11 protein-coding genes and 1 pseudogene are annotated in these 11,589 nt (G+C 58.0%); 3 read left to right on the forward strand and 9 right to left on the reverse strand.

From position 1 onward, the window contains the following. Window positions 1-36: 36 nt before the first annotated feature. Entirely contained in the window at window positions 37-1,014 is a 978-nt protein-coding gene (locus tag DW56_RS14430) for a nickel/cobalt transporter (protein WP_024553765.1), read from the reverse strand. Continuing rightward, a complete protein-coding gene (locus DW56_RS14435; protein WP_024553764.1) occupies window positions 1,005-1,652 on the reverse strand; it encodes a DUF1007 family protein in 648 nt (215 codons plus the stop codon). The genes DW56_RS14430 and DW56_RS14435 overlap by 10 nt, the downstream gene beginning before the upstream one ends. Before the next feature lie 124 nt (window positions 1,653-1,776). On the opposite strand from DW56_RS14435, the gene csiE reads away from it, so the two are divergent. After that, window positions 1,777-3,060 carry a stationary phase inducible protein CsiE gene (csiE, locus tag DW56_RS14440; RefSeq protein ID WP_024553763.1) on the forward strand — a complete coding sequence of 428 codons (1,284 nt, stop codon included), beginning with the start codon at window positions 1,777-1,779 and terminating at the stop codon, window positions 3,058-3,060. Here csiE and DW56_RS14445 read toward each other — a convergent pair. Beyond that, complete coding sequence (locus DW56_RS14445; RefSeq protein ID WP_024553762.1) at window positions 3,057-4,196, reverse strand: 3-phenylpropionate MFS transporter; 1,140 nt, start codon at window positions 4,194-4,196, stop codon at window positions 3,057-3,059. The genes csiE and DW56_RS14445 overlap by 4 nt on opposite strands. Window positions 4,197-4,399: 203 nt before the next feature. On the opposite strand from DW56_RS14445, the gene DW56_RS14450 reads away from it, so the two are divergent. Beyond that, complete coding sequence (locus tag DW56_RS14450; RefSeq protein ID WP_024553761.1) at window positions 4,400-5,020, forward strand: DUF2238 domain-containing protein; 621 nt, start codon at window positions 4,400-4,402, stop codon at window positions 5,018-5,020. A gap of 33 nt (window positions 5,021-5,053) precedes the next feature. Here the strand turns inward: DW56_RS14450 and DW56_RS14455 are convergent, their stop codons facing one another. The 5 genes and pseudogenes from DW56_RS14455 to glyA form a co-directional block, all read right to left on the reverse strand. Further along, the gene (locus DW56_RS14455; RefSeq protein WP_024553760.1) at window positions 5,054-5,614 is read right to left on the reverse strand and encodes a DsbA family protein; all 561 of its coding nucleotides are present in this window, start codon (window positions 5,612-5,614) and stop codon (window positions 5,054-5,056) included. Window positions 5,615-5,759: 145 nt separating this feature from the next. Then, window positions 5,760-7,410 (reverse strand): annotated as a pseudogene (locus DW56_RS14460) (methyl-accepting chemotaxis protein). 85 nt (window positions 7,411-7,495) lie between these two features. After that, window positions 7,496-7,897 (reverse strand): carboxymuconolactone decarboxylase family protein, encoded by a 402-nt coding sequence (locus DW56_RS14465; RefSeq protein WP_024553759.1) that lies wholly within the window; start codon window positions 7,895-7,897, stop codon window positions 7,496-7,498. Window positions 7,898-7,954: 57 nt separating this feature from the next. Then, a complete protein-coding gene (locus DW56_RS14470) occupies window positions 7,955-8,317 on the reverse strand; it encodes a MerR family transcriptional regulator (protein ID WP_024562242.1) in 363 nt (120 codons plus the stop codon). A gap of 60 nt (window positions 8,318-8,377) precedes the next feature. Next, the gene (glyA, locus tag DW56_RS14475; protein WP_024562241.1) at window positions 8,378-9,631 is read right to left on the reverse strand and encodes a serine hydroxymethyltransferase; all 1,254 of its coding nucleotides are present in this window, start codon (window positions 9,629-9,631) and stop codon (window positions 8,378-8,380) included. Between the two features lie 325 nt (window positions 9,632-9,956). Between glyA and hmpA the strand changes: the two genes are divergently transcribed. Next, window positions 9,957-11,147 carry an NO-inducible flavohemoprotein gene (gene hmpA / locus DW56_RS14480; RefSeq protein ID WP_024554907.1) on the forward strand — a complete coding sequence of 397 codons (1,191 nt, stop codon included), beginning with the start codon at window positions 9,957-9,959 and terminating at the stop codon, window positions 11,145-11,147. A 77-nt stretch (window positions 11,148-11,224) separates the two neighbouring features. Here hmpA and glnB read toward each other — a convergent pair whose 3' ends face one another. Beyond that, the gene (glnB, locus tag DW56_RS14485; protein WP_002438074.1) at window positions 11,225-11,563 is read right to left on the reverse strand and encodes a nitrogen regulatory protein P-II; all 339 of its coding nucleotides are present in this window, start codon (window positions 11,561-11,563) and stop codon (window positions 11,225-11,227) included. Window positions 11,564-11,589: the final 26 nt, after the last annotated feature.

Genomic DNA, 11,589 nt, shown 5'->3' on the forward strand with positions numbered 1-11,589 from the left:
GCAAGCGGCCTGCCTTTTTTGTTGGGCGTAAGACGATTAAAACGGCCGCAGCCCCTGCCCTGCCGGCTGCGCGCTCATCCACATCACCAGCGCGGCGGCCACCAGCGCCACGCCGCCCGCCAGCGCAAGCGTCGCCCATCCCGTCTGGCGCCACAGCGGCGGCGTGCTTTTTCCGCCAAGCCTGACCGCCAGCTGGCGAAAGCTGTGTACGAACAACGCAATAGCCGAAATGGTCAGCGACGTCCCCGCCGCCATGGCCATCGCCGCCGCCATCCCCCAGCCAAACACGCCAATCACTTTGCTGAACAGCAGCACCATGATCGCGCCGGAACAGGGACGTATGCCCATAGAGAGCACCACCATCAGCCTGGCTCGCCAGTCGTCGGCGCGTGCAAGCTGGTGTTGCGAAGGCAGATGCTGATGCCCGCAACCGCAGGTCGCGCTGTGTACGGTGTGCGGGGTGAACGTTTTGAAAACCGGCTTACGCCACAGCCCGCGCAGCCTTTTCAGGGCGCGCCAGCAAAGCATAACGCCTAACAGCCCTACCAGCAGATAGCTCCCCTTCTCCAGCCAGTAGCTGCTCATGTGCAACTGCCGGGCCGGAAGCGCGAGCACGGTCAGCACCACAATCACCAGCGCTATCGCCACCAGCCCCTGCAAAAGCGAGGAGGCCAGCGTTAAGCCAAGGCTGCGTTTCAGGCGCGAAGGGTGCGTGGCAAGCCAGGTGGCGATAACGATTTTGCCGTGCCCCGGCCCCAGCGCATGTAAAACGCCATACAGAAAGCTGAAGGCCAGCAGCGAAAAGCCCGCCCGCGCGGGGTTTTGCGCCACCTGCTGCAATAAACCGCTCAGCTCGCGGTTAACGCCGCGCTGCCAGATTATGCTTTCTGCCATGACCTGCGGCCATGCGCGCCACAGCCAAAAACCGCCTGCCAGCGCCAGCAGTAAAAAAAGCGCCAGCGGCCAGAGGTGCGCCCAGCGCCGCCCGGCTCCCGTTGTTGCCATTACTGACATTGCAGCGTTACCTCCTGTGCAAACTGTTTGCCGAGCGCCATATCCTCCGGCGGCGCATCCGCTTTATCAAGCGACAGCGCAAAAGCCTCAACGGCGGCATCCGGCTTCGGTGTTTTTACCGCCAGCTTGCAGGCGCTGTTCAGTTCAGCCGGCAAACGCACATCACCGCTAGTCTCATAGCGCATATCGACAAAATAGGTCGGGTCGAAGGTAGAGAAGGTATAGCGCTGCCCGGCCAGCGGCTGAGGATGCGCCAGCGGTAAGGTGAAGTCGAGCACGGCCTGATGGCCTGCTCGGGAAAGCCCATAGGCGGAAGGCCGGGCGGCAAACTTCACTTTTTCACCGTTATGCCAGAATTCGGTGAAATAATGTTGCGTCAGCACGTTCGCCATGACCTCCGCCGCCAGCCGCTTCCAGACCGGTGAATCCGGCTTCGCTTCCCCGGCGTCATAAAGCAGATCCGCTGAAGTGATTTCATCCATAACCCAGCGCATTTGCAGCGCGGTCATCTGCCCCTGCTCAGCAATAATTTGCGTTTTCATAGTGATAAAACTGTGCGGATGCGCCTGAGCGGCCTCAGCGGAAAGTATTATCAGTACAGGCGTCGTTATGAATAAGCGGTGCTTTAATTTCTTCATGATCCCCTCTGGCGAAAAATTCTGTGAGCCAGCCAGAATTCCGCGATGAAAACTTCCGCTGTTCATAACAGCGAAAAATCCTTTAGCTATCCTTAGCAGTAAAATGACCCACTGGACTAAACGGATGATGACTCTTCTTGCTCCACCACCATCTGTGCTTTCCAGTCCGCAGCGCCGCTGCCAGGTACTCTTGATGCTTTACCTGCCGGGACAAACCGTGACGCCTGAAATTGTAGGTCGCGTCAACGGTGTGGATGGCGCCATCGCCCGCCAGGATATTGCCGAAACCAGCGACGAAATCCAGCGTTACCACCGGCTTAACATCATCACCCAGCAAGACGGCAGCTACCGGATAGAAGGCACCGCGTTAGATCGCAGGCTCTGTCTGCTGCACTGGCTGCGCCGCGCGCTTCGTCTGTGCCCGGATTTCATTCAGCATAACTTTACCCCGGCGCTGAAAAGCGAGCTTAAACAGCATGGCATTGCGACGGCGCTGTATGACGATACGAATTTACATGCGCTCGTCAACCTTTGCGCGCGCAGGCTAAACCGCCAGTTCGAGACGCGCGACCGGGAGTTTCTGCGCCTTTATTTGCAGTATTGTCTGGTTCAGCACCACTACGGGCAGACGCCGGAATTTTCAGAACCGCAACAGATGTGGACGCGCATGCGCGCCGAATACCTGGCGGCGCAGGAAATCGTACGCCACTGGCAGCGCCGCGTGGCGCAGGCGCCGCATATCAACGAACACTGTTTTCTGGCGCTGCTGTTTATGATGCTACGCACCCCCGACCCGCTGCGCGACTGCCATCCGCAGGACTTACGGCTGCGCCAGGCGATTACCGGCATGGTGGCCCGCTTTCGCGAGCTTTCCGGCATGGCGTTCAGCGATGAACAAGGCCTTGCGGACCAGCTTTATGTCCATCTCTGCCAGGCGCTGGATCGCAGCCTGTTCGGCATCGGCATCGATAACACCTTGCCGGAAGAGATTACACGGCTTTATCCGCGCCTGATGCGCACCACCCGCAGCGCCTTTTCAACATTTGAAGAAGAGTATGGCGTGACCTTTTCCGATGAAGAGGTTGGCCTGGTGGCGGTGATTTTTGGCGCCTGGCTGATGCAGGAAAGCGATTTGCAGGAAAAGCAGGTGCTGCTGCTGACCGGTAATAACGAAGCGCTGGAGATGGAGCTTGAGCAACAGCTGCGGGAACTGACGCTGCTGCCGCTCAATATCAAGCGGCTGACGATCCATGCGTTTCAGCAGGAGGGCGCGCCAAAAGAGGTGGCGCTGATTGTCACGCCTTACACCACCTCTTTGCCGCTCTTCTCGCCGCCGCTGATCCATGCCGCTGAGCTGCCGCTTGGCGATCACCAGCGCCAGCGCATTCGCGAACTTCTGGAAAATTAAGCGCGCGCTGCCACTTTCGGGCGCAGCACGAGAGCCGGCAGCGCTACCAGCGCCATGACCCAGAATACCCCGCCCTGCAAGTGCTGATAGAGGAAGCCTGCGAACATGGTCATGACGGCAATGCCGCCGCCCATCGCCACGGCAGAATAGACCGCCTGCAAACGAATGACCTCGCCGCCCTGACGCGCCGAAATATAACGCATTGCCGCCAGATGGCAGATGGTGAAGCTGCCGCAGTGCAGGATTTGCGCGACGATAAGCCACGGCAGCGCGGTGGTCCAGCCCATCAGCGACCAGCGAATAATGCCCAGCACGCCGGAGATAAGCAGCAGGTCGCGGGCGCTCATGCGGCTGAACAGCTTTTTGCTGAGCGCGAAGATAATAATTTCCGCCACCACGCCAAGCGACCACAAATAGCCCACGACAGACGCGGAATACCCTGCGCCTTGCCAGTAAATCGCGCTGAAGCCGTAATAAGCGGCGTGCGCCCCCTGCAACAACGAGACGCAGGCCAGAAAGCGCCAGCTTTCGCCAATCAGCTTGCGCCACGCCTGCCAGCCCGCCGCTTCCTGCACGCGCGCTTCGCCTTGCGGCATCACCGAAGGGCGCAGCAGCATGCCGATAAACATGGAAGCGATGCCGATCGTCAGCAGCGCCAGAATAGCCTGGGTGTCAAACAGGCTGACGAGCTTGCCGGTAAGCGCCGAGCCGATAACAAACGCCAGCGACCCCCACAGCCGCACGCGGCCATAATCCATGGTTATCTGCCGCTGCCAGGTACCGGCCAGCGCATCGGTGAGCGGCACCAGCGGGGAAAAGAAAAGGTTAAAGCCTACCATTACCAGCAACAGCCAGGCGGTGGCCTGGCCCAGCCAAAAGCCGACGGCGAAGAGCAGCGTCAGCATTGCCAGCAGCCGCAGGGCGAATACCAGCCGGGAGGGATCTTTCACCCGGGGAGCAAGCAGTAAGCTGCCCAGAAAACGGGCGATAAGGCCGGAGCCAAGCAGCAGGCCGATAGTTTCCGGCGGCAACCCTATCCCTTTCAGCCACAGGCTCCAGAAGGGCAAAAAGATGCCGTAGCTAAAGAAATAGGTGAAATAGCTAAGCGCAAGCCAGCGCGTTGAGTGCAAAACCATGAGTCCCTCCCATTGCGGAGGCGATAGTCTGGCGGGATATCTTTCCGCATGCAAGATGTAACAACGTTTTAACATTAACCGGGAGCGCGCGATGCTGAAAATCCGCTTCTGTTCGGCCGCACCTTGCGGCTTCCCTGTTTTACAGATTGTTTTTTAGCGCTATCAGCCGGATAGTGACGCTTTGTCTTTGTGAAGGAACACCAATGAAAACCCCTATCCGCGCTCTGCTGAGCGGCGCCGCTGCGCTTGCGTTGCTCATTATCATCACGGGCGTAGCCACTGCCGATAAGCTAACCTGGCTTATGGAAGTCATACCGGTGCTGATTGTCGTGCCGCTGCTGATAGTAAGCGCAAAGCGTTACCCGCTCACGCCGCTGCTTTACGGGCTTATCTTTTGCCACGCCGTTATTCTTATCGTCGGCGGAATGTATACCTATGCCAGAGTGCCCATCGGCTTCGATGTGCAGGCGTGGCTCAACCTCGATCGCAACCCCTATGACAAACTCGGCCACTTTTTCCAGGGTCTGGTGCCGGCGCTGGCAGCCCGGGAAATTTTGCAGCGCGGCGCGTATGTCCGGGGCCGAAAAATGCTGGCTTTTGTCGTGTGCTCTGTTGCGCTGGCAATCAGCGCCTTCTATGAACTGATTGAGTGGTGGGCTGCGCTGGCGCTGGGTCAGGGCGCGGAGGATTTTCTCGGCACGCAGGGGGATCCGTGGGATACGCAGTCCGATATGTTCAGCGCCCTGCTCGGCGCGCTGACCACCGTATTAGTACTGGCGCCATGGCACAACCGACAGCTTAAGCGGCTGCTCAGCGCGCGATAAAACAAAAACCCAGCGTTGCCGCTGGGTTTTTCTTCAGGCCAGAATACGCTCGGCCCAGACGCTGATGTCGTCGCCGCTGCCTAAGTCTGGCTGCACCAGACCGTTGACCATAAAAGTCGGCGACACATGAATGCCGTTCTGACGGGCATATTTGCAATGCCATTTAATCAGCTGCTGCAAATCGGCGCGGGCGAAAGGCGCATCGACGTTCACGCCGCTATAGCGCTCAATGCGCTCCATGATCTCATTCGGCGTCGCATCCATGTTCGGGCCGCTGCAATGGTCGGTAAACTCAAACTCTTCCCGGTGATCGCCCACCGCTTTCATCACTTTCCAGGCTGCCGCTTTGCCTTCCGGCAGCGTGGAGGCAGCCAGGATATAGCGCACAATCACACCGGAGAACATATGCCAGGGCTGCGATTGCAGGCGGATTTTCACCGTTACGTTCTCTTCCCCCACCCGCTCAAGCAGCGCGTCGAGTTTATTAAAGGCTTTGACGGAAAAGGGGCAGGTCGGCTCAAGGAAAACCTCAAATACGCGCGGCCCGTGGCCCCATTCCAGCGGTGCGGCTTGCAGTGTCGGTGTTGCGTTCATGCAGACTCCTGTTTTCAGTAAGACGAGGTTTGTTTGTCAGTACCTTAGCATGTAACTGACGGGTAAACCTGCCCACGTTGCCGCGCTTGCTGCTCGGGTCTCTGGTCGCCTAAAAAAACGCCCCGCGACAGGCAGGGTGTTTTTATCAGAAGGCGACCCAGTCGTCGGCGCTTTTCACGCCAGCCGCCGCAACGCGGGCAGGCTTCACGCTGACCGCTGGCGCGCTTTGCGCCGTTTTTTGCTCGCTGGCGGAGAGGCGGAATTTCCGCACCGCGTTTTGCAGCTCGTCGGTCTGGCGCTCCAGCGCGGCGGCGGCGGAAGAGACCTGCTCTACCAGCGAGGCGTTTTGCTGCGTGACGCCATCCATCTGGGTAATGGCCGTGCCAACCTGCGAGATGCCCTTGCTCTGCTCTTCTGAAGCCGAGGCTATCTGCTTCATGATGGCGCTGACGTTGTTTACCGCATTGAGGATTTCCGCCATCGTGCTGCCCGCGTCGTTCACCAGACGAGACCCTTCCTCTACGCGTTCTACGGAATCGGCAATCAGCGTTTCAATCTCTTTCGCCGCCCCCGCGCTGCGGCTGGCGAGGTTTCGCACTTCGCCTGCCACAACCGCGAAGCCACGCCCCTGCTCGCCCGCACGCGCCGCTTCCACCGCCGCGTTTAGCGCCAGAATGTTAGTCTGGAAAGCGATGCTGTTGATAACGCTGGTAATGTCGGCGATTTTCTTCGAACTGCCGGAAATGCCTTCCATCGTGCTGACCACGCTGTCGACAAGGCTGCCGCCTTTGCCGGCGGTTGCGGAGGCCGTTTGCGCCAGCTCGCTTGCCTGACGGGCATTATCCGCATTAAGTTTTACCGTGGCGGTGAGCTGCTCCATGCTGGCGGCGGTCTCTTCCAGCGCGGAGGCCTGCTCTTCAGTGCGCGAAGAGAGATCGTTGTTGCCTGCGGAAATTTCCGCCGCGCCAGATATTTTCGCTGCCGCTGCGAATAGCGCTGACCGCCTCGCGCAGGCTGTCCTGCATCGCCGTCAGCAGCGGCACCAGTTTGCCCACGCAGTTACGCCCCATCTCCTGTACCGGCTGGCTAAGATCGCCTTCGGCGATCAGGCGGAAGTGATTGCGGATGCGCTCAAGCGGTTTCACCAGCATAGCGACCAGATAGCGGTCGGTGAGCAACAGCAACAACAGACCGATAATAACCGCTACGATGATAATAATTTTGGTCGCCTGGGTGAGCGAATCCACCCGTATGCGGGTTTCATCCAGCTTCGCATCCGCCGTGGCGGTGAACTTTTCCGCCGCCGCGCCGAATGCCCGGCTTAACGGGGGCGTGACGTTATTCGCCTGGGTGCGATACTGCTCAAGCGTTCCTTCCCGCGCGAGCTTCATCTGCGGCGCTACCCCTTCGTCCAGCAGTTTCTGCCAGTCGTTGATGGTTTGCTGCGAAACCGCCGCGTCCATTGGGCCGGGAGAGAGGCGTTTGAAGTTGGCAAGCTGTTTCGCCATGCCGTCCAGCGCCTGCTGCGCCGACGCGAAAGCCTTCTCATCTGCCGCACCGCCAGCGGCTTTTGCCTCCATGACACGGGAAAGTCGCGTCACAAAGCGAAAATACTGATCGTTGCCTTTGCTGAGCACGCTCATCTGCGTAACCAGCTCGCGGTCAACTTCATTCCCCTTACCCAGTTGTGAAAGCGAATAAGCGCTGTAAAGCCCTACGCCCAGCCACAGCAGGCAGAACAGGCCCAGTACCGTCAACATGACCGAGCGTATCGAAAAATTTCTAAGCAAACCCATAATGAATTCCCTGCCTGAGAGGAGTGGGGGCCAAAGGCCTTTCATCCCGGTTATCGGCAGGGAGACGGGAACTTGTAACGATTTGTTATTGATTTGTGGTCTGATGTGTTGTCTGCCCGTGCGCCTCGAAAACCGTTTTGGCGGTAAACATGGCGTTCAGCGCCGCCGGAAACCCGGCATAAAGCGACATCTGAATAATCACTTCAACCAGTTCTTCCCGCGTGCAGCCTACGTTCAGCGCGGCGTGAAGATGTACCGCCAGCTGCGGCTGGGCGTGGCCAAGCGCGGTGAGCGCAGCGACGGTCGCAAGCTCCCGGCTCCTGATATCCAGCCCGGGACGGCTGTAGACATCGCCAAAACCGAACTCGATAACGTAGCGCCCCAGATCCGGGGCGATGTCAGCCAGCGCGGCAATGACGTTTTCGCCTGCCGCGCCGTCGATTTCCGTCAGGCGCGCCAGGCCTGTTTCATAGCGTGATGCAGTCATGTTGTTCTCCTCATCGTGTTGATAAGGACAACGGTAAACCTTCGAGTAAACTCCAGGTCAAGGGCTGTTTTTTATCAGCTCGCGGTCATACCAGGCCATTTTTTCTTGTAGCCGCTCAAGGTGATTACGCTGCTCCGCAAGCCGCTGCGCCAGCCTTTCGGCATGCTCCGCCAGCAAAGCCCGACGCGCAGCGGCGGTTTCGTTGCCCTGGCTTCGTAATGCGGCGTAGCGCTGGATCGCCTCCAGCGGCATATCGGTCGCCTTCAGACGCTGAATAAACGCCACCCAGTCGACATCGCTCTGGCGATAATCGCGATGGCCCGCCGCGCTGCGCTGCGGCGACAACAGCCCGAGCTTTTCATAATAACGCAGCGTATGCGCCGTCAGTCCGGTCATTTCGGCAAACGCCTGTATCCGCATAATGGCCTCCAGACAAACAAAAAAGGCCGCGCGAGGCGGCCTTAGGCAGTGTGATTACGCTTATGCGTAAACCGGGAAGCGTGCGCAGATATCCAGCACGTTCTGCTTGATGCGCTCAATGGTCGCTTCGTCGTTGATGTTGTCCAGCACGTCGCACATCCAGCCCGCCAGCTCCTGTACTTCCGCTTCTTTGAAGCCGCGACGCGTTACCGCCGGGGTGCCGACGCGGATGCCGGAAGTGACGAACGGGCTTTTCGGATCGTTCGGCACGCTGTTTTTGTTCACGGTGATGTTAGCGCGGCCGAGCGCGGCATCCGCTTCTTTGCCGGTCAGGTTTTTATCTACCAGATCCAGCAGGAACAGGTGGTTTTCAGTACCGCCGGACACCACTTTGTAGCCGCGATCCAGGAAGACCTGCACCATCGCTTTGGCGTTTTTCGCAACCTGCTGCTGATAGGTTTTGAACTCCGGCTCCATCGCTTCTTTCAGCGCCACGGCTTTACCGGCGATAACATGCATCAGCGGGCCGCCCTGGCCGCCCGGGAAGACAGCGGAGTTCAGTTTTTTGTACAGTTCTTCGCTGCCGCCTTTGGCGAGGATCAGGCCGCCGCGCGGGCCTGCCAGCGTTTTGTGCGTAGTGGTGGTCACCACGTGAGCATGCGGAACCGGGTTCGGGTAAACGCCTGCGGCGATAAGACCAGCGACGTGCGCCATGTCAACGAACAGGTAAGCGCCGATGCTGTCGGCGATTTCACGCATTTTCGCCCAGTCGACAATCCCGGAGTAAGCCGAGAAACCGCCGATGATCATTTTCGGCTTATGGGTCTGCGCTTGCTTTGCCAGATCGTCGTAATCGATCTTGCCCGTTTCGTCGATGCCGTAAGGCACGATGTTGTAAAGTTTGCCAGAGAAGTTAACCGGCGAGCCGTGAGTCAGGTGGCCGCCGTGCGCCAGGTTCATGCCCAGTACGGTGTCGCCCGGCTCCAGCAGCGAAGTGTAAACCGCGAAGTTGGCCTGCGAGCCGGAGTGCGGCTGCACGTTAGCGTAGTCTGCGCCGAAGAGCGCTTTCGCGCGGTCAATAGCCAGCTGCTCAACGATATCGACATATTCACAGCCGCCGTAGTAACGCTTGCCCGGGTAGCCTTCGGCATATTTGTTAGTCAGCTGAGAGCCCTGAGCCTGCATCACGCGCGGGCTGGTGTAGTTTTCGGAGGCGATCAGTTCAATGTGCTCTTCCTGACGTACTTTCTCTTGCTCCATCGCCTGCCAAAGTTCGGCATCATAATCGGCAATGTTCATTTCACGCTTTAACATCCGCATCTCCTGACTCAGCTAACGGTAAATTTACTGCATTTTTAAGGGCCCTTGCAGGCAACGCGCAACAGTGTAAACCGCCTGACCGGTATTGACAAAGATTTTTACGCAAACGTTTGGCTTGGCATGGCGCAAGGCTTTGCGCGCCGCTCGTCAAGCCAGTGAATCACGATTTCTTTTCAGCTTTGTGATGCAGATTTCTCATCTTTATGCGCCGTTTCAGCGGCACAGTGAAAAACCCTTTACAGGGCAAGGAGACTTTTTATAAGATGCATTTAAAATACAACTTATAGAAAACCGCTATTACTTTGTTAAGGAAGCCGCCATGCTTGATGCGCAAACCATCGCCGTTGTGAAATCCACCATTCCCCTTCTCGCCGCCACCGGCCCGAAACTCACCGCCCACTTTTATGACCGGATGTTTACCCATAACCCGGAACTGAAAGAGATTTTCAACATGAGCAATCAGCGCAATGGCGACCAGCGTGAAGCGCTGTTTAACGCCATCTGCGCCTATGCGGCTAACATTGAAAACCTGGCCGCGCTGCTGCCAGCGGTCGAAAAAATCGCGCAGAAGCACACCAGCTTTCAGATCAAACCCGAACAGTACAATATTGTGGGCAGCCATCTGCTCGCGACGCTTGATGAGATGTTCAGCCCGGGTCAGGAAGTGCTGGATGCCTGGGGCAAAGCTTATGGCGTGTTAGCGCAGGTCTTTATCCAGCGCGAAGCGCAAATTTATGAAGACAACGCGGCGAAAACAGGCGGCTGGGAAGGCACCCGCGCGTTTCGTATCGCCAGCAAAACGCCGCAAAGCGCGGTTGTGACAAGCTTTGAACTGGAGCCGACAGATGGCGGCCCGGTGGCGGATTACCTGCCAGGCCAGTACACCGCTGTCTGGATCAAGCCCGACGGTTTCGCGCATCAGGAAATTCGCCAGTATTCACTCACCCGCAAGCCAAACGGCAAAACGTATCGCATTGCGGTGAAACGCGAAGGGGAAGGCCTGGTTTCTAATTGGTTGCATCAGCATGCGCAGCCGGGCGATGTCGTACAGCTTGCCGCGCCGGCGGGCGATTTCTTTATGCAGGTTGAGCCTGCTACGCCAGTCACGCTGATTTCCGCAGGCGTCGGCCAGACGCCGATGCTGGCGATGCTGGACACCCTCTCACAGGCGAAGCACCCGGCGCAGGTTAACTGGTTTCACGCGGCGGAAAGCGGCGATGTACATGCTTTTACGGATGAAGTGGCGAGACTTGGCGCGCAGCTTCCGGCGTTTACAAGCCACATCTGGTATCGGGTGCCGACCGACGCCGATCGCAGCGCCGGGCGTTACAATAGCGAGGGGCTAATGACGCTTCGCGATCGTGAAGCGCATATTTCCGCGCCCGGCATGCAGTTTTACCTCTGCGGACCGGTGAAATTTATGCAGTTCGCCGCCGAACAGCTGGTGAGCCTGGGCGTGAGCAAAGAGAATATTCATTACGAGTGCTTCGGCCCGCATAAAGTGCTGTAAGGCATTAAAAACGCCCTCCCGCAGGTATAAAAAAAGCAGGTCATCGCGACCTGCTTTTTTTTACTTTACTTACGCGGTTAAATCGCCGCGTCGTCTTCTTCGCCGGTGCGGATACGCACAACGCGCGCCACGTCGAAAACGAAAATTTTGCCGTCGCCAATCTTGCCGGTCTGGGCGGTACGGATAATGGTATCCACGCAGGTATCAACGATATCGTCAGTGACCACAATTTCAATTTTCACTTTCGGCAGGAAATCCACCATATATTCGGCTCCACGATAGAGCTCGGTATGGCCCTTCTGGCGACCAAATCCTTTTACTTCAGTCACCGTCATCCCGGTAATGCCTACTTCCGCCAGCGCTTCGCGCACATCATCCAGTTTGAAGGGTTTAATAATCGCATCAATCTTTTTCATGGTGGATCCTTAACTCTTTCACGCCT

Origin of the sequence: Franconibacter helveticus LMG 23732 (assembly GCF_000463115.2) — a bacterium.
GTDB lineage: Bacteria > Pseudomonadota > Gammaproteobacteria > Enterobacterales > Enterobacteriaceae > Franconibacter > Franconibacter helveticus.